Below are 19,371 nucleotides of genomic sequence, written 5' to 3'. Positions count from 1 at the left end.
GGAGTCCGGTAGCGGAAATATCGGCTCCTTGACGGTAATACATCCGATCTATAGCCTCCGTGTGATCCGCACCATGCATACGCTCTGAGCCGTGTGCTCGTGACTGCGCAGAGCGCCTCCGACACGAGGGGACGTGATGATCGAACGAGAACGTGCACGACTCACCGGACCGCCGTGGTACCGAGCGACCGTGGTGACGGCGACGTTGACCGTGGCCGCGGCGGTCCTGCCCGCGTTCGGGACGGCCACCGGCGCCGCCGAGACCTCCGACCTTCGACCATCCCCCGAGGGCCTCACGCTGTGGTACGACGAGCCCGCGTCCGACTGGGAGTCGGAGGTCCTCCCCGTCGGAAACGGTGCCCTCGGCGTGGGGGTGTTCGGTGGGGTGGCCACCGAACGGCTGCAGTTCAACGAGAAGACGCTGTGGACGGGCGGCCCCGGAGCGGCGGACGGATACGACTTCGGCAACTGGCGGGAACCGAGACCGGGAGCCATCGAGGAGGTGCGGCAACGCCTCGACACCGAGCTGCGGGCCGACCCGGAATGGGTCGTGAGCAAGCTCGGACAACCGAAACGGGGCTACGGCGCGTACCAGACCTTCGGCGAGATCCGCGTCAGCGGCGCCGAACTGGAGGAGGTCGCCGACTACCGGCGGTACCTGAACCTCGCCGACGCCGTGGCGGGCGTGTCGTACGAGGCCGACGGCGTCCACCACACCCGCGAGTACTTCGCCTCCGCGGCCGACGACGTGGTCGTCGCGCGCTTCTCGGGCGAGGTGCCGGGTGCCGTCGACGTCACGGTGGGCGTCACCGCGCCCGACAACAGGTCGAAGAACCTCACCGCGCGGGGCGGCCGTATCACCTTCTCGGGTGCGCTCGACGACAACGGCCTGCGCTACGAGGCCCAGATCCAGGTGCTCACCGACGGCGGTTCGCGCGTCGACAACCCCGACGGCTCGGTCACTGTGACGGACGCCGACACGATGACGCTCGTGCTCGCCGCGGGCACCGACTACTCCGCCGAGTACCCGGTCTACCGCGGCGAGGACCCGCACGCGGCCGTCACCGAGCGCGTCGACGCGGCGGTGGCCAAGGGCTACGACGCGCTGCGGGCCGCGCACGTCGCCGACCACCGGGGGCTGTTCGACCGGGTCTCCCTCGACCTCGGGCAACGGATGCCCGACCTGCCCACCGACGAACTGCTGGCCCGCTACCGCGACGGTGGCCTCGCCGCCGAGGAACGGCGCGCGCTCGAAGTGCTGTACTTCCAGTACGGGCGCTACCTCCTCATCGCGTCGTCGCGGTCCGGCTCGTTGCCGGCGAACCTGCAGGGGGTGTGGAACGACTCGACGAGCCCACCGTGGAGCGCCGACTACCACGTCAACATCAACCTGCAGATGAACTACTGGCCCGCCGAGGTCACGAACCTCTCCGAGACCACGGAGCCGTTGTTCGACTACGTCGACTCGCTCGTGGCCCCCGGCACGGTGACGGCGAAGGAGATGTTCGGCAACCGGGGTTGGGTGGTGCACAACGAGACGACCCCCTTCGGCTACACGGGAGTGCACGACTGGGCGACCTCCTTCTGGTTCCCCGAGGCGGGGGCCTGGCTGGCTCAGAGCTATTGGGAGCACTACCTGTTCACACGGGACGAGACGTTCCTCGCGGAACGCGCCTACCCGATGCTGAAGTCGCTGTCGCGGTTCTGGATCGACGAGCTCGTCACCGATTCTCGCGACGGGCGCCTCGTGGTGAGCCCCAGCTACTCGCCCGAGCAGGGAGACTTCTCGGCGGGCGCGTCGATGTCGCAGCAAATCGTGTGGGACCTGCTCACCAACACCGCCGAGGCCGCCGAGCTGGTCGGTGAGGACGAGGAGTTCCGCGCCGAGCTCGCCGCCACGCTCGCCGACCTCGATCCGGGCCTGCGTATCGGCTCGTGGGGTCAGTTGCAGGAGTGGAAAGAGGACTGGGACGACCCGAACAACCAGCACCGGCACGTGTCGCACTTGTTCGCCCTGCATCCGGGACGTCAGATCGACCCGTACTCCGAGCCCGAGTACACCGCGGCCGCGGAGAAGTCGCTGCTCGCCCGTGGTGACGGCGGTACGGGATGGAGCAAGGCGTGGAAGATCAACTTCTGGGCGCGGCTGCTGGACGGGGACCACGCCCACACGATGCTGTCGGAACTGTTGTCCCACAGCACGCTGCCGAACCTGTGGGACACGCATCCGCCGTTCCAGATCGACGGCAACTTCGGGGCCACGGCGGGAATCGCGGAGATGCTGGTGCAAAGTCACCGCGGCGTCGTCGACGTGCTTCCCGCGCTGCCGACGGAGTGGAGTACGGGGTCGGTGTCCGGGCTGCGGGCCCGTGGCGACGTCACGGTGGACGTCGAATGGGCGAATGGCACGGCGAACCGAATCACCCTGGAAGCCGGACGGGACGGTCCCATTAGGATACATAGTGGACTGTTTGGTGGTCGGTTCCGGGTGACGGACGCCGAGACCGGTCGGACGGTGGACGTGGAACGGGACGGCGAGGAGATCGTGATCGACGCCGACGCCGGACACACCTACGTGGCGACGACCCTCGTGGAGGTGGCGCTGTCCGCGCCCGACCGGGTGGAGGACGGTGCGCTGTTCACTGTCGAGGCCACGGTGGCGGCCGTCGACCGCACGGTTCCGGCGAGCCGGATCGGCCTTGCCGTGCCGGAGGGCTGGACAGTGGTCCCCGCCGAACACGCGCTGCGCCCCCTTCGGGCCGGGAGTTCGACCACCGTGGCGTTCGCGGTCACCTCGAAGGTGGGAGAAAGCGGCGGAGCGAGGTTGCGGGCGGTGCTGCGTGGTGACGGCTGGCGGGCCTCGGCGACCCGTGTGGTGACCGTCGACGTCTCCCCGGCGGGAGTGCGGTGAGGCGGTCGACCCGCGCGTTCCCCCGCCGCTTCCGGTGACGGTGGGACGGTGCCTGACGGCCACGGGGACGCGTGGGCGGTGAGTTCGGAGACGCCCTCGTCTCCTATCGGGTGGAGTGCGCCGAGGTCAGTGTGAAGCCTCGGTGAGACGGGGATCAGCAGGTGCGGTTGTCACCGTGATCCCCGTCTCGCCCTGCGGCGAACGGGGGAGTGGTATGGACCGTTTGGTCCAACCACTTTTGCTTTTTTAGGTCAGAAGTTGGACGTTTCTGACCATAGATATTTACGTCCACATCCGAAGTGTTTACCGTCCCGACGGAAACCCATGTCGCTGGAGGCGCAGACCCATGACTGGTAGGCAGGCACGGCACCCCCTGTTCGGACAGATGTCGCGTCGCTCGATGCTGGCCGGTGCCGCGGCCGGTGTGGTCGCACCCATGGCGGCCACGGCGCTCGGCGGCGGCCGTGCCGCCGCGGCGGTCCGTGATAGGAGCACGCCGAGCGTCAGGGGAGAGACCAAGCGCGTCACGCTCTACGCCGAGGAACTTCCCGGCGGGCTGTACGGCTACGGACTCGAACCGGGCAAGGCCACCATCCCCGGACCGGTCCTGGAGCTCTGGGAGGGAGACACCCTCGAAATCGACCTGGTGAACAACACCGACCGGCGGTTGTCCATCCACCCCCACGGGGTGGAGTACGACACCGAGTCCGACGGCAGTCCCTTGAACGACTCGTTCAACGAACCCGGCGAGACGCGCACCTACGTGTGGCGCACCCGGCCGCAGTCGCAAGGGCCCGACGGTTTCTGGCTCCCCGGCAGCGCGGGCTACTGGCACTACCACGATCACGCTCTCGGCTCCGACCACGGTACCGAGGGCATCGCGAAGGGCCTCTACGGCGCGCTCGTCGTGCGCAGAGAAGGCGATCTGTTGCCGGACCGGCAATTCACGATCGTCTTCAACGACATGACGATCAACAACAAGGTGGCGCCGGACCTTCCCGTCCTGGTGGCCGACCTCGGGGAACGCGTGGAGTTCATCGCCATCGGACACGGCAGCAACTTCCACACGTTCCATCTGCATGCCCACCGCTGGGCGGACAACCGTACCGGTTACCTCATGGGCCCCGACGACCGGAGCCGCATCATCGACAACCGTGACCTGAACCCCGGCGACTCGTTCGGTTTCCAGGTGATCGCCGGCGACGGGGTCGGCCCCGGGGCCTGGATGTACCACTGCCACGTGCAAAGCCACTCCGAGACCGGGATGAACGGTGTCTTCCTCGTCCGCAACGCCGACGGCAGCATGCCCGAGGGCGCTCAGGAGGCGATCGACCGGTATCGCCAACACGGCGGTGGTGGTCACTGACACAGCGGTGGTGCGCACCCCGCCGATCGCTGACGTCGCACTGACCTGCAACACCCTTTCAGTGAGGAGTAGAGATGGGTCGAAGGAGATTGTCAGCTCTACCCCGCAACGGGCGCGCGAGACCGACACCGTTGCGGCGCACGATGGCGGTCGCGACGGGTATGGCGCTGGTTCTCGGGCTCGCGTCGAGCCCGAGTTTCGGCGCTCCCGAGCGTCGGGATCGCGGGGTGACGCCCACGCGGAGCACCGCCGGGACGGGCTCGGTGCTCGTGTTCCACGGAGCCGCCGACCAGCAGGACGACCCCGTGGAGCGCGCCGCCGAGGCGATCGGTGAGATCGCCGCCGTGAGCGGTCTCGACGTGGACGTCACGACCGATCCGGCGGCGTTCACCCGCGAGAACCTGAGCGGCTATCGCGGCGTGGTCTTCCTGTCGGCCAACGGAGTCGAACTGGGCCGGGAGCAGGAGGACGCGCTACGCCACTACATCGGCAACGGAGGAGGTTTCCTCGGCATTCGCGACGCGGCGCGGGCGCAGGAGCGGTCGGAATGGTTCACCGGCCTCATCGGCGCGCGGCCCGCGGGCGCCCGCCCCACTCCGGCGGAGATCGCGAACGTCAGTGCCAGTGGGGAGAACCCTCCCAACGAGACCGCCGCCCACGCCGTGGACGGCAAGGACGACACGAAGTGGCTGGCCTTCGACGACTCGGCGTGGTTGAGCGTGGAACTCGCCGAGCCCGCGGCCGTGTCGCACTACGCCCTGGTGTCGGCGAACGACTTCCCCGGCAGGGACCCCAAGGACTGGACCCTTCAGGGTTCCAACGACGGGGAGAACTGGATCGACCTGGATTCTCGCTCGGGAGAGGACTTCCCCAACCGCTTCCAGGCCAAACAGTATCGTTTCGACAACGACACCGCCTACAGCCACTACCGGCTGAACATCACGGCGAACGACGGCGAGGACGCCACCCAGCTCGCCGAGTTCGAGCTCTACACGGGTGACGAGGTCGTCCCCGAGGAACCGAAGGCCCAGGAAGCGGTCGTCAGCGTCGTCGACCGCCAGCACCCGGCCAACAAGGGCCTCCCGCTGACGTGGAAACGCACCGACAAGTGGTTGAACTGGGAGACCAACCCGATCGGTGAGGTGCACACCGTCGCGCAGGTCCAGGAACACACCTACGACCCCGGCACCGCCGCCAACGGGCCGTTCCACCCGATCTCGTGGTGCCGCGACTACAGCGGTGGTCGATCGTTCTACACCGCCATGGGCGGTACCGAGGAAAGCTACGGCGAGAAGAACTTCCGTGGGCACCTGCTCGGCGCGCTGGAATGGACCACCGGTCTGGTGCGCGGCGACTGCCAGGCCACGATCGCGGCGAACTACGAGATCGAACGACTGACCGGCGAGAACCTTCCCGGCCGACTCGACCAGATCGGCGAACCGCACGGACTGACCATCGCCGACGACGGCACGGTGTTCTACATCGGCAAGGCGGCCTGCGCGACGGGCGCGATCCCGGACTGGGAGGACGAGAACGTCGGTCTCGGCTGCGGGACCATCCACCAGTGGGACCCGAAGACGCGCAAGGTGAAGCTGCTCGCCACCCTCGACGTGTTCGGCAACCGGGGGGCCGGTGACGAACTCGTCAAGAGCGAGGAAGGCCTGGTCGGCCTGGAGCTCGACCCGGACTTCGCCTCCAACGGCTGGATGTACGTCTACTGGATGCCCTACGAGTCGATCGACACCGACAAGCGCATCGGCCAGCGTACGATCTCGCGTTTCACCTACGACCACGAGACCGCCACCATCGATCTGGAAAGCCGCAAGGACCTGCTGTCGTGGGACACGCAGATCCACTCGTGCTGCCACGCGGGTGGCGGGATGGCGTTCGACGACGAGGGCAACCTCTACATCGCCACCGGCGACAGCAACTCCTCCCAGGGCTCGGACGGGTACTCCGGTAACAACTGGACCCAGGAGTACAAGGGCGTGTCGTTCCAGGACGCCCGCCGCACCGCCGGTAACACCAACGACCTGAACGGCAAGATCCTGCGCATCCACCCCGAGGACGACGGCACCTACACGATCCCCGAGGGCAACCTGTTCCCCGAGGCCGAGGACCCCGGTGACAAGACCCGCCCCGAGATCTACGTCATGGGTGTCCGCAACCCGGCGCGCATCCAGATCGACGCCAAGCACGGCTGGCTCACCGCGGCCTGGGTGGGGCCCGACGCGAGCGAACCCGATCCCGAACTGGGGCCGGCGAAGTACGAGAACGCCACGATCATCACGTCGGCGGGCAACCAGGGGTGGCCCTACTGCATGGGCAACAAGCAGCCGTACCGCGATCGGAGCAACGAGGACGCGAGCGTGCTCACCGGCTGGTACGACTGCGACAACCCGAAGAACACCTCGCCCCGCAACACCGGGCTGGTGGATCTTCCCCCGGTACGGAACAACATGATCTGGTACTCGCCGCAGGGCGGGGGTCCGGTGTTCCCCGAGCGTGAGGACGGCAGCGGTATCCCGACCTACGTCACCGAGGACGCGACCTACACCTGGCCGTACGTGAAGGGCGGCGGTCAGGCGGTCATGTCCGGACCCACTTACTACAGCTCCGAAGTAGACACCAACAGTGGGGTGGCCTGGCCGTCGTACTGGGACGGGAAGTGGTTCATCGGTGACCAGTCGAACGCCAACAACCGCATCGCGGTGACCGTCGACCCGGCCACGGTCGAGGAGGGAGCTCCGCCGCCGTTCGCCGAGGACCTGCGCAAGATCATCCCCAGCGGTGACGGGTCCGACCAACTGCTCAGTTGGATGGACGCCGAGTTCGGGCCGGATGGAGCCCTCTACATGCTCGACTACGGCTCCGGCTTCTTCACCCTGGACGACCGTCAGAAGCTCATTCGGGTGGTCTACAAGGGAGGACCGGCCACGCCGGCTCCGGCGGTGCGGTCGTACGAGGTGCAGAACAAGCCGTTGACGATCGCGTTCGACGGTCTGCGCTCCGGCGGGGTGTCCCACCGGTGGGACTTCGGCGACGGCACCACCTCGAACGAGGCGAACCCGAGGCACACCTACGCCGAGCCCGGCAAGTACACCGCGACCCTGACGGTGACCTACGCCGACGGTGAGAAAGAAACGGTCAAGTCCGAGGTGACGGTGGAGTGCGCGGTGCCGGACTCCAACCGCACGGTGCACTACCGCGACGACGACACGGGAGTGACCAACCACAAGGCCTCGGGAGGCTGCACGGTCGACGACCTGATCGACGACGAGAGCACCTGGGAGGACAACGGCGCGTTCGTCGCCCACGTCCGCGACGTCACCGACAAGCTCGTGGCCGACGGCGTCCTCACCTCCGAGGAGCGGGACACGCTCGTCGAGGCGGCTAAGGAATCCGGCATCGGCGGTAAGGCCGACAACGGCTACGAGCCGATCTTCGACGGTACTCCCGAGTCACTTCGCGGTTGGCGACAGGCGCCCTCGGGCGGTTTCGAGCTCCGACCCGACGGATCGCTGAGGTCCGACGGTGGGCTCGGCATGCTGTGGTACGCGGAGAAGGCCTTCGGGGACTTCTCGCTGAAGCTGCAGTTCCGGGACGTCGCACCCGGCGAGCACCGTGCCAACAGCGGTGTCCTGGTCCGTTTCCCGGACCCGAGGACACCACTTGCCGACCGCCCCGACACCAGTTGCGGAACGTGGGGGTCCGCGCGGGACTCCCAGGCGTGGGTCGCCATCTACTGCGGACACGAGATCCAGATCTACGACGGTGAATCGGGTGAGCCGCAGAAGACCGGATCGGTCTACAACTTCGACGAGGTCTACTACGGACGTGCCGGAGTCACGCCGAAGGAACAGTGGAACGACTACGAGATCCGGGTGAAGGGACAGCACTACACGATCATCCGCAACGGCAAGGTGATCAACGAGTTCGACAACACGCCGGGGAAGCAGTCGTCCCGAGACGGCGATCCACCGACCGAGTTGCGTCAGTTCCTCAACGGTTACGTGGGACTGCAGAATCACGGTGGTGACGATGTCATCGAGTTCCGCAACATCCGGGTGCGGGAACTGTGAGAAGCGCGTCCCGAGAAGTGGAGTCAACGATGATCCGCCAGTTGGTGTCGAGCCTGCGGGCCCGACGCGAGAGAACGGTGCGTGGGGCGCTGGTCGCCGCCCTCGCCACCTCGTTGATCGCACTCTGGCTCGTGCCCGCGGGCGCGGCCCCCGGAGCCGAGGAGTCCGCGGACGCCTCGGCACAGCAGCAGGTACTCGTCTGGACCGCTGGCGACAGTCTGACGGAGTACGTCTCCGCTCCGGAGACCGCGAAGCCGGGACCGGCGACCATCGTGTTCGAGAACAGCACGGCCACCGGCAACACGACCGGCATGACCCACTCGCTCACCTTCGACACGTCGTCGCCCGAACACAACAACGATGTCAAGGTGAACATCGTCGCCAGCCCCTACGACGCCAACGGGGGCAGGTACGAGGTCGAGGTGAATCTGTCGCCCGGCACGTACCGGTACTACTGCACGATTCCCGGACACGGGCAGATGCAGGGAGTTCTCGTGGTCACCGAGGACGGCGGCGACGACGAGGACACCACTCCGCCGTCGGTGACCGCGGAGGTGTCGGGTGATCGGGACGGTGACGGCGGTTACGTGGGTTCGGCGACGGTGACGATCACGGCGTCGGACGACGGTTCCGGTGTGGACACCGTCGAGTACGCGCTCGACGATGGTGACTTCCAGCCGTACTCCGAGCCGGTGATCGTGTCCGAGCCGGGCGACCACACGCTGCGTTACCGCGCCACCGACCACGCGGGCAACACCTCCGAGGAGGGGTCGGTGACCTTCACCGTTGTGGAGGCCGATCGGGAGGACACCACGCCTCCCGAGGTGACCGCCCAGGTCACCGGGACCATGAACGCCCAGTGGGAGTACGTGGACTCGGCCACGGTGACGCTGTCCGCCAACGACTCCGAATCGGGAGTGCGGTTCCTGCGCTACTCCCTCGACGGCGGGTCCTACACCCCCTACGGGGAACCGGTGGTGATCACCGAGCCGGGCGAGCACACGGTGCTCTACCACGCCGTCGACCACGCCGGGAACAGGTCCGAGGACGGCAAGCTGACGTTCACCGTCGTCGCCGCCGAGGGCGACGCCTGCCCCGGCTCGGACGTCCGGGACACGGTGAGGATCGCCGGACACGACAGCACGGTCGACAACGTCGACACCGGTAACGGTTGCACGATCAACGACCTGCTCGCCTCGCACACCGGACACCACGGCGATCCTGCGGAACGCGCGACGGAAGTGGCCGACCAGCTCGCCGCCGAGGGGGTGATCTCCGAGGTGGAGAAGCGGCGCATCGTCCTCGCCGCGGAGAACGCACGTCACCACTGACGGCCGACGCACCCCGCCGTCCCCGCACCGCGTCTTCCGGGGGAGTTCTCACCCGGAAGACGCGGTGTTCTCGTGTCCGGAAATGATGTTGCCGTCGCCGCCGGACGTCGGGGATGGTGAACGTCGTAACGGACGTGAGGTGGTGAGCGTGTACACGACGATCAAGGGCGCCCGAGCGGACATTCGCCTGTGGACCGACCCGGACACGGTCGAGGAGGCGGCGATGAGGCAACTCCGCAACGTCACCACACTGCCGTGGATACACGGACTCGCCGTGATGCCGGACGTGCACTACGGAAAGGGAGCGACCGTCGGCAGCGTCATCGCGTTGCGGGACGCCGTGTCCCCCGCCGCCGTGGGCGTGGACATCGGCTGCGGGATGTCGGCCGTGCGCACCTCGCTGACAGCCTCGGACCTGCCCGACGACCTGAGCGGGTTGCGCAGGCGCATCGAGGCCGCCGTGCCGGTGGGCTTCGACCTGCACCGCAATCCGGTCAACCCGGCCGAGGTCCCCGGCCTCGGCGACTGGGACGCGTTCTGGTCGGAGTTCTCGTCGTTGCACCCCTCGGTGCACAAGCTGCTCGATCGCGCGCGGCGGCAGCTCGGCACGCTCGGCGGCGGCAACCACTTCATCGAGGTGTGCCTCGAACAGGGCGGTGAGGACGAGGGGCGAGTGTGGCTGATGCTCCACTCCGGGTCGCGGGGAATCGGCAACGAACTCGCCAAGCGCCACATGGACATCGCGAGGTCGTTGCCCCACAACGCCGACCTTCCCGACCCCGACCTGTCCGTGTTCCTGACGGGGACCCCCGAGATGGACGCCTACCGACACGACCTGTACTGGGCACAGGAGTACGCGGCCCGTAACCGCGCCACCATGCTGGCGCTGGTCCAGCGAGCCCTGGCCGAGACCGTGCCGGGCGTGCGGTTCGCGAAGCCCATCTCGTGCCACCACAATTACGTCGCCGAGGAGCGCTACGACGGCGTCGACGTGATGGTGACCCGCAAGGGGGCGATCCGTGCGGCCAAGGGCGATCTCGGCATCATTCCGGGGAGCATGGGCACCGGCTCCTACATCGTCCGGGGGCTCGGCAACGAGGCGTCCTTCCACTCGGCCTCTCACGGCGCGGGCCGCAGGATGAGCCGGACGAAGGCGCGCAAGCTGTTCAGTGCCGCGGACCTGACGGAGCAGACGCGGGGCGTCGAGTGCCGTAAGGACATCGGCGTCGTCGACGAGATTCCCGCGGCGTACAAGGACATCGACTCGGTGATCGCGGCGCAGACCGATCTGGTCGAGGTGGTGGCTCACCTCAAGCAGGTCGTGTGTGTGAAGGGCTGACGGCATACGACGACTGTGTGCACACGGTCGCTGCCTCTCGTGAGCGAGTTACCCACCCATGTGGGTGATTGATCTCGGGGCGGGGTTTTCCTCTCGGTGAGAGGGAACGCTGAGACATGAGTTGGACTGTTCCGCAGTTCGACCCTCTCCGTGATCACACTAGCGTGAAGGGAGGCAGCGATCGTGGCAGCGACACTGCGTCCGGAGGAACTGGTCGACAACACCGTTGTCGACGCGGAGGGCCGCAAGATCGGTAAGGTGGGTACGGTCTACCTGTCGGACGAGTCACGGCAGCCGGAGTGGGTCACCGTGCGGACCGGTCTCTTCGGCCAGAAGGAGACTTTCGTCCCCCTGCAAGGTGCTCACCTGGAGTCCGACGGCGTGCACGTCTCGGTACTCAAGGAGCAGGTCTCCGACGCTCCGCACGCCGACACCAACAGCGACCTCACCGGCGAGGAAAGCGCCGAATTGTACAACCACTACAATCTCCCGGCTCCCAGGGGGGCGATGCCCGAGGAGAGCACCACCACCGAAGCGGGCGGGAGGGGCTCCGGGATCTCGGGCACGACGGGAACCACGGGAACGTCCGAAACGACCGGGACCCCCGGGATGACCGGAACCACCGGCACGACGTCCGGAACCACCGACACGACGGCCGGGATGACGGCCGGGACGTCCGGCACGACCGGGGAGCGGGGTCGCACCGGCGAGCCACGAACGCCGCGCTCCCGAGCGGAGGGCGAGGCGATGACGCGCTCCGAGGAACGGCTGCGCGCGAGCACCGAGAACGTGGAGAGCGGCAGGGTACGCCTCCGTAAGTACGTGGTGACCGAGGAACAGCAGATGACCGTTCCGGTGTCGCACGAGGAGGTCCGTATCGAGCGGGAACCGGTGACGGGCGCCGAGAGTGGCACCACGTACGACATCGGCGAGGAGGAGCAGGAGATCACCCTGCACCGTGAGGAAGCACACGTCACCAAGGAGAGCGTGCCCGTGGAGAGGGTCCGCCTCGGCAAGGAGAAGGTCACCGAGGAGGAGACCATCTCGGGTGAGGTGCGCAAGGAGAAATTCGACATCGAGGAGGAGGGCGGACGCGAGAGCTGAGCGTCCGAACCGGCGACGAGCGAGGACATCCGGAACCGGGGCGCGGTTTCCGGTGCGCGTGGGTGGCAGGCCCTTCGGCCACGGCGACCCGCGGTGACACCGGGGCCGCGCCCTCGTCACGTTTGGTGGATTCCTACAAACTCCCGTGACACGACGTGGTGAGTCCGATCATTCCCGCGGGGGGCCGGGAACCGCGAGAGTGGCTATGGCAGGTTTTCTCTCTTTCGGGATTCCGTGCCACAGGCGTGTTGTCGCAGGAGGGTAAGGGGAGATCGGGTGTTCCGTCGGGTCGCCATCGTCAACCGCGGGGAAGCCGCCATGCGGCTCATCCACGCCGTCAGGGAGCGCAACGCCGAGGGTGGGCCGCGACTGGAGACCGTGGCGTTCTACACCGACGCCGACCGGGACGCCACGTTCGTGCGTGAGGCCGACGAGGCGTACTGCCTGGGGCCGGCCTCCGCCCGGCCCTATCTGAACCTGGAGGTACTCGAGCGGGCGCTGGTGGACACGAGGGCCGACGCCGCGTGGGTCGGCTGGGGGTTCGTGGCCGAGGACCCGGCGTTCGCGGAGCTGTGCGACCGGTTGGGTGTCACGTTCATCGGGCCCAGCGCCGAGGCGATGCGCCGCCTCGGCGACAAGATCGGCGCGAAACTGCTGGCCGAGGAAGTCGGCGTGCCCGTGGCACCGTGGAGCGGGGGACCGGTTGAGGACCTCGCCGCCGCTCGTGCCGCCGCGGAGCGCATCGGTTACCCGCTGATGCTGAAGGCCACCGCGGGAGGCGGCGGCCGGGGCATCCGGGTGGTCTCCTCCGAGGCCGAGCTCACCGACGCCTACGAGCGCACGCGCATGGAGGCCGAGCGTGCTTTCGGCAGCGGCGTGGTGTTCCTCGAACGGCTCGTGACCGGCGCTCGGCACGTCGAGGTCCAGGTGATCGCCGACGGCCAGGGCACCGCGTGGGCACTCGGCGTGCGCGACTGCTCGGTCCAGCGGCGCAACCAGAAGGTCATCGAGGAGTCCGCCTCGCCCCTGTTGAGCCCGGAACAGACCGCCGAGCTCAAGGCGTCGGCCGAACGGCTCGTACTCGCGGTGGGCTACCGCGGCGCGGCCACGGTGGAGTTCCTCTACCACCCCGGCGAGAAGCTCTTCGCGTTCCTGGAGGTCAACACCCGGCTTCAGGTGGAGCACCCGATCACCGAGGCCACCACGGGGATGGACCTCGTCAAAGCCCAGCTCCACGTCGCGGCCGGAGGACGCCTGGAGGGCGAGAAGCCCCGTGAGATCGGGCACGCGGTGGAAGCTCGACTCAACGCCGAGGACCCCGACCGCGACTTCGCGCCCGCGCCCGGCCGGATCAGCCTGTTGTCGTTCCCCGCCGGTCCGGGGGTGCGGGTCGACACGGGCGTGAGCGAGGGCGACACCATCCCCGCCGACTTCGACTCCATGATCGCCAAGATCATCGCCTACGGTCGCGACCGCGACGAGGCGCTGGCCCGCCTGCGGCGCGCGGTGGCGGACACGAGCGTGCTCATCGAGGGCGGCTCCACCAACAAGAGCTTCCTGCTCGACCTGCTCGACGCGCCCGAGGTGATCGACGCCAGCGCCGACACCGGCTGGATCGACCGGGTGCGAGGGGAAGGCAGGCTCCGGGCCACCCGGCACGCCGGCATCGCGCTGGCGGTCGCGGCCATCGACTCCTACACCGAGGCCGAGCGGGCCGAGCAGCAGCACCTGTTGTCGACCGCGCACGGCGGCAGGCCGCAGGTCCGCCACATCGGCGGCCGCACGGTGGAGCTGAAGCTGCGCGGCACGAGCTACCGGGTGACCGTGGCCCGCACCGGACCCCGTCGGTTCGGCGTGGTCATCGAAGACGGGCCCACGACCCACGGGGTCGATCTGGAGATCGAGCGGCACGGCGAGGCGATGGGCCAGCTCGTGGCGCACGGCAGGCGGTACCGGTTCGTCACCGGCACCCACGGACCGGTGCACGTCGTCGAGATCGACGGCACTGTGCACCGCATCAGCCGTGACGAGGGCGGCATCCTGCGGTCGCCGGCGCCCGCGTTGGTCGTGGCGGCTCCCGTGGAGGTCGGGGCCGAGGTCGAGGCGGGCGCTCCCGTGCTCGTACTGGAGAGCATGAAGATGGAGACGGTGCTGCGGGCGCCGTTCCGAGCCGTGTTGCGGGAGCGGCCCGTGGCGATCGGCAGCCAGGTGGAGGCCGGGGCTCCGTTGCTGCGGCTGGAGCCGCTCGACACCGGCGACGCCGAGGGGGACAAGACCGAGGCCGAGGGGGAGGACCTCGAACTTCCCGTGTGCCCGGCGGACGCCGACGCCGCCGAACGCGCCGAGCGCGCCCTTTCCGACCTGCGCAGCAGGCTGCTCGGCTACGACCTCGACCCGCACGACGAGAACCGCGCGCTGAACGACTACCTGGCCGCGCGCGCCGAACTCGTCCGTCGCGGTGAGCGCCCGGTGCGGGCCGAACTGGAGCTGTTGCGGGTGTTCGCCGACCTCTCCGAGCTCAGCCGCAACCGGCCCGTCGACAGCGAACGCTCTGCCGAGACGCACGTGCACAGCCCTCGGGAGTACTTCCACACCTACCTGCAGAGCCTGGACGTCGATCGAGCCGGGTTGTCGGGGGTCTTCCAGGAACGGCTGGCCCGCGCCCTGGCCCACTACGGCGTGTCCGATCTGGAACGGAGCCCCGAGCTGACGGAGGCCGTGTTCCGGATCTTCTGCGCCCAGCAGCGCGCCGCCGGCGACATCGGCGTGGTCACCGCGCTGCTGCGGCAGTGGTTGAGCGAACCCGCGCCCGAGCAGTCCGTGCGGCAGCCCCTCGGACACGTGCTCGAACACCTGGTGGTGGCCACCCAGGTGCGGTTCCCGGTGGTGGCCGATCTCGCCCGCAGCGTCGTGTTCCGATGGTTCGCCCAGCCGATGCTGCGCCGCAGGCGTGCCGAGACCTACGCCGGGGTACGCGCACACCTCCGGTACCTCGACGCCCACCCGGACGCCGCCGACCGTGCCGAGCGGATCGCCGAGATGGTCGCGTGCCCCGAGCCGCTGGTGCGGATCCTCGGCCAGCGCATGCAACGCGAGGGAGCCGACCTCGGGCCGTTGCTGGAGGTCATGGCGGGCCGGTACTACCGGGAACAGTCGCTTTCGGACGTGGAAATCCGCCCGGTGACGGGCTTTCCGTGTCTGACGGCGCAGTACGAACTCGACGCCGAACGCGTGAGGCTGGTGTCCACGGCCGCCGATCCGCAGGACTTGACCGGCGCTCTCCACGCCGTCGCCACAAGCGTCGCCGAGACCCCCGGCGAGAGCGCGACGGAGGTCGACCTCTACCTGGCGTGGTCCGACGAGTTCGCCGACGACGACACGGCCGCCGCGAAGCTGTCGGCCACCCTCACGGAGGTGTCGCTGCCCTCCCAGGTACGTCGTGTCACCGTGACCGTGGCGGGCCGCAGTGGGTCGGTCATGCACCACCACTTCACGTTCCGGACCTCCGCCCAGGGGCTCGCCGAGGACCGGCTGATCCGCGGTCTGCACCCGCTCGTCGCGCAGCGACTGCAGCTGCACCGGCTCCGCGAGTTCGACCTCACGCGCCTGCCGTCGGCCGACGAGGAGGTCCACCTCGTCCGGTGCGTGGCGCCGGAGAACCCGTCCGACGAACGATTCGTGGCGATGTCGCAGGTACGCGACCTCGCTCCGCTCCGTGACTCGGAGGGGCGGGTGCTCGCGCTGCCCGACGTGGAGGGCACGCTGGCGGCCTGCCTCGACGCCATCCGGGAACAGCAGGTGCGGCGTCCCGCCAAGAAGCGTCTCGACACCAACCGCATCGTCATCTACGTGTGGCCGACGATCGAGCTCACGACCGAGGAGCTCCGCATCGTCGCCCGACGCGTCGTGCCCACCACGGCCGGCGCGGGGGTCGAGGTGGTCGAGTTCCTCGGCAGGCGACGCGACCCCGACAGCGGTGAGATCCGGGACGTCGCCGTGCTCATCACCCACACCCCCGGTTCCGGGGTGCGGGTGCGGATGACGACGCCGTCCACCGAGGTGATCCGCCCACTCGACGCCTACGGGCAGAAGGTGCTGCGGGCGCGGCGGCGCAACACCGTCTACCCGTACGAACTGGTCGACCTGCTCGCCGGTCCGAAGGGCACGTTCGTCGAGTACGACCTGGACGACGACGGCGCGCTCGTGCCCGTCGACCGGCCGAGGGGCGGAAACACGGCGGGCATCGTCGTGGGTGTGGTGACCACGCCCACCGAGCGGCACCCGCAGGGGGTGACCCGTGTCGTGCTGCTGGGAGACCCCACCAAGTCGCTCGGCGCGCTCGCGGAACCGGAGTGCGCGCGGGTCATCGCCGCGCTCGACCTCGCGGAGCGCATGCGGGTACCGCTGGAGTGGTTCGCGCTGTCGGCGGGCGCGCGCATCGCGATGGACTCCGGCACCGAGAACATGGACTGGGTGGCGGCGGCGCTCAAGTGCATCGTGCACTTCACCCAGGACGGCGGAGAGATCAACGTCGTGGTCGCGGGTATCAACGTCGGCGCCCAGCCCTACTGGAACGCCGAGGCCACCATGCTGATGCACACCAAGGGCATCCTCGTGATGACCCCGGACTCGGCGATGGTGCTCACCGGCAAGCAGTCGCTGGACTTCTCCGGTGGGGTCTCCGCCGAGGACAACTTCGGCATCGGTGGCTACGACCGGGTGATGGGCCCCAACGGCCAGGCGCAGTACTGGGCGCCCGACCTCGCGGGCGCCCGCGAGGTGCTCATGGCGCACTACGACCACACCTACGTCGCGCCGGGCGAGAGCGGACCGCGCCGCGCCGAGACCACCGACCCGCGCGACCGGGACGTGCGCTCCTACCCGCACAACGTCGTGGGCAGCGACTTCACCACCGTGGGCGAGATCTTCTCGCCCGAGACGAACCCCGACCGCAAGAAGGCGTTCGACATCCGCACCGTGATGCGCGCGGTTGCCGACGCCGACCACCCCGTCCTCGAACGGTGGGCCGGGATGGCCGACGCGGAGACGGCCGTGGTGCAGGACGTCCACCTCGGAGGGTGGCCGGTGTGCCTGATCGGCATCGAGTCCCGTTCGGTGCCCCGGCGCGGGTTCCCGCCCACGGACGGCCCCGACACCTACACGGCGGGCACGCTCTTCCCGAGGTCGTCGAAGAAGGTGGCGCGGGCGATCAACGCGGCCAGCGGCAACCGTCCGGTGGTCGTGCTCGCCAACCTGTCCGGCTTCGACGGATCACCGGAGTCGATGCGCAAGCTCCAACTGGAGTACGGCGCGGAGATCGGGCGTGCGATCGTCAACTTCGAGGGACCGATCGTGTTCTGCGTGATCTCGCGCTACCACGGCGGCGCGTTCGTCGTCTTCTCGAAGGCGTTGAACCCCAACATGACCGTGCTGGCGGTCGAGGGGTCCTTCGCGTCCGTGATCGGCGGGGCGCCGGCCGCGGCCGTGGTGTTCTCCGGCGAGGTCGCCGCGCGCACGGCCGCCGACGAACGCGTGAAGGAGCTGGAGGCACGCCTGGCGGAGGCGACCGACTCCGAGCGCGCCGAGCTGGCGACCCAGCTCGCGGACGTGCGGAGTTCCGTGCGCGCGGAGAAACTCGGCGAAGTGGCGGCGGAGTTCGACGAGATCCACTCCATCCGCCGCGCCGTCGAGGTGGGATCCGTGGACGCGGTCATCCCGCCCGAGGCGCTGCGTCCGGAGCTCATCGCCGCCGTGGAACGGGGACTCGAACGGCGCTGAGGCCCACGGGTCAGGCGATGTCCTCCTCGCCGGACGTCGCCCGACTCAACGAAGGGGTCCGGAGCGCGACGCGGCGGAACAGCTCCGTCGGCGAGAACTGTTCGAGGTATTCGTCCAGGTTCCCGCTGCGGGCGAGCGTGGAGAAACCGTGCGCGAGGGACCACGCCGCGAGCGCTCCGGAGCCCACGTCGTCGTTCTCCCGGTACGACGACGTAGAGGCGGCGACGCCCGCGCACAGGAGCCGACTCGCCCAACTTCTCGCCGCGAGCAGCTCGGGATCGTCGTGGTGGTAGACGTCGGGGCGGTACATGACCTCGAAGTAACCGGGATGGTCCGTCGCGAACCGCACGTACCGGGCCCCCAGCTCCAGCAAGGGCAGGCGAGCGTCCAACGCCTCCTCCAGCGAGTCGGAGAGCATCTCGAAGCCTTCGATCGCGATGGCGGTGAGCAGGCCCGCCTTGTCCTTGAAGTGGTGGGTGGGAGCGGCGTGAGAGACACCCGCGCGCCGCGCCAGGTCGCGGAGGCTGATGGCGCCGATGCCGTCATGGGCGATGATCTCCACCGCGGTGTCGATGACGGCGCGCCGGAGATGACCGTGGTGGTAGCGGCCTCGATCGGGCATACCAGACAATCCTACGAAGGGTTCGGGGCTCGCACAGAACGACGAGGACTCGGGGCCGGCGAGCCAGGCGGCGAGCTCCCGGCTCGGCCCGCCGCGCATAGTCGCGATCAGTTCCGGGTACGTCCTCGGTCATGAGGGACTTCCACGACGACGAGGTGCGCGGAGCGGGACCGTCGGTGGTGTGGCAGGGACCGGAGCACGCTCCCGTGGTGCTCGTGCTCGACCCGGCGGGGGAGGCGAAGCACGACACGCTGCCCGCGACGTGGCGGCCGTTGGCCGAACACCTCCGCGTCGGGTGGTTCCGGTTGCCCGCGGAGGTCGGTGACGCGCCGTCGGTGGAGGACGTGATGGGGGACGGCTCCGAGCGCGTGCACCTCGTGGCGGCGGCGACCGCCGCCGAGGCCGCGTTGCGGCTCGCCGAGGAGCACGCCGACCGGGTACGCAGCGTGGTGGTCGTCGATCCCGCGCCCATGGCCGCCGGGGAGGCGCGGGTCGACTCCGCGGGGTCCTACGCGGACTGGTGGGACTCCGACACCGCGGCGGCCCGGCAACGCCTGCTCGCGAGGGGAGTCCGGGTGGCCGCGTTCGTCAGCAGGGAGTCCGACCCCGCCGTGCGCGTGGAGCCCCCGGTACCGCTCGGTCATCCCGACGTGGTCGGCAGGGTGGTGCAGTTGCTGCTGTCGTTCCAGGGGGACCGTGCCGACCCCGAGCCCGTGGAGCCCGAGCGTGACGAGATCGTGGCAGCCTGGCGTGCCGTGCGGAAACGCTTCGGTCCGGCGCTGGAACGTGCCCGCCGGTCGGGCGGCTGAGCGGCAACCTCGCTACGCGGAAGCGAGCG

The 19,371-nt window shown here is 69.0% G+C and carries 9 protein-coding genes; 8 read left to right on the top strand and 1 reads right to left on the bottom strand.

Features of this window, described 5'->3' with window-relative positions; all coding sequences use genetic code 11:
• The first annotated feature begins 136 nt into the window (after window positions 1–136).
• The 7 genes from SACGLDRAFT_RS12700 (at window position 137) to SACGLDRAFT_RS12670 (ending at window position 17,911) form a co-directional block, all read left to right on the top strand.
• Entirely contained in the window at window positions 137–2,911 is a 2,775-nt protein-coding gene (locus SACGLDRAFT_RS12700; protein WP_005465150.1) for a glycosyl hydrolase family 95 catalytic domain-containing protein, read from the top strand.
• Between the two features lie 346 nt (window positions 2,912–3,257).
• Window positions 3,258–4,277, top strand: a complete 1,020-nt coding sequence (locus SACGLDRAFT_RS12695) for a multicopper oxidase domain-containing protein (RefSeq protein WP_005465148.1) — start codon at window positions 3,258–3,260, stop codon at window positions 4,275–4,277.
• 74 nt (window positions 4,278–4,351) lie between these two features.
• Window positions 4,352–8,359: a ThuA domain-containing protein gene (locus tag SACGLDRAFT_RS12690; protein ID WP_005465146.1), complete on the top strand. Its 4,008-nt coding sequence runs from the start codon at window positions 4,352–4,354 to the stop codon at window positions 8,357–8,359.
• Between the two features lie 29 nt (window positions 8,360–8,388).
• Window positions 8,389–9,690 carry an OmpL47-type beta-barrel domain-containing protein gene (locus SACGLDRAFT_RS12685; protein ID WP_005465144.1) on the top strand — a complete coding sequence of 434 codons (1,302 nt, stop codon included), beginning with the start codon at window positions 8,389–8,391 and terminating at the stop codon, window positions 9,688–9,690.
• 148 nt (window positions 9,691–9,838) lie between these two features.
• Complete coding sequence (locus SACGLDRAFT_RS12680; RefSeq protein ID WP_005465142.1) at window positions 9,839–11,029, top strand: RtcB family protein; 1,191 nt, start codon at window positions 9,839–9,841, stop codon at window positions 11,027–11,029.
• Window positions 11,030–11,212: 183 nt separating this feature from the next.
• A complete protein-coding gene (locus SACGLDRAFT_RS12675; protein ID WP_005465140.1) occupies window positions 11,213–12,133 on the top strand; it encodes a DUF2382 domain-containing protein in 921 nt (306 codons plus the stop codon).
• 276 nt (window positions 12,134–12,409) lie between these two features.
• Window positions 12,410–17,911, top strand: coding sequence for an ATP-binding protein (locus SACGLDRAFT_RS12670; RefSeq protein ID WP_005465138.1), 5,502 nt, complete (start codon window positions 12,410–12,412; stop codon window positions 17,909–17,911).
• Between the two features lie 10 nt (window positions 17,912–17,921).
• Here SACGLDRAFT_RS12670 and SACGLDRAFT_RS12665 read toward each other — a convergent pair whose 3' ends face one another.
• Window positions 17,922–18,533: a TetR/AcrR family transcriptional regulator gene (locus SACGLDRAFT_RS12665; protein WP_005465136.1), complete on the bottom strand. Its 612-nt coding sequence runs from the start codon at window positions 18,531–18,533 to the stop codon at window positions 17,922–17,924.
• A gap of 131 nt (window positions 18,534–18,664) precedes the next feature.
• Here SACGLDRAFT_RS12665 and SACGLDRAFT_RS12660 point away from each other — a divergent pair, with 131 nt between their 5' ends.
• Entirely contained in the window at window positions 18,665–19,342 is a 678-nt protein-coding gene (locus SACGLDRAFT_RS12660; protein WP_005465134.1) for a hypothetical protein, read from the top strand.
• Window positions 19,343–19,371 lie beyond the last annotated feature (29 nt).

Origin of the sequence: Saccharomonospora glauca K62 (genome assembly GCF_000243395.2) — a bacterium.
GTDB lineage: Bacteria > Actinomycetota > Actinomycetes > Mycobacteriales > Pseudonocardiaceae > Saccharomonospora > Saccharomonospora glauca.
This window is presented reverse-complemented; position numbering and strand designations above follow the sequence as displayed.

Bases quoted from the DNA above. Each gene is read 5' to 3' on its own strand.
- SACGLDRAFT_RS12700 (WP_005465150.1), top strand. From the start codon at position 137: ATGATCGAACGAGAACGTGCACGACTCACCGGACCGCCGTGGTACCGA.
- SACGLDRAFT_RS12695 (WP_005465148.1), top strand. From the start codon at position 3,258: ATGACTGGTAGGCAGGCACGGCACCCCCTGTTCGGACAGATGTCGCGT.
- SACGLDRAFT_RS12690 (WP_005465146.1), top strand. From the start codon at position 4,352: ATGGGTCGAAGGAGATTGTCAGCTCTACCCCGCAACGGGCGCGCGAGA.
- SACGLDRAFT_RS12685 (WP_005465144.1), top strand. From the start codon at position 8,389: ATGATCCGCCAGTTGGTGTCGAGCCTGCGGGCCCGACGCGAGAGAACG.
- SACGLDRAFT_RS12665 (WP_005465136.1), bottom strand. From the start codon at position 18,533: ATGCCCGATCGAGGCCGCTACCACCACGGTCATCTCCGGCGCGCCGTC.
- SACGLDRAFT_RS12660 (WP_005465134.1), top strand. From the start codon at position 18,665: ATGAGGGACTTCCACGACGACGAGGTGCGCGGAGCGGGACCGTCGGTG.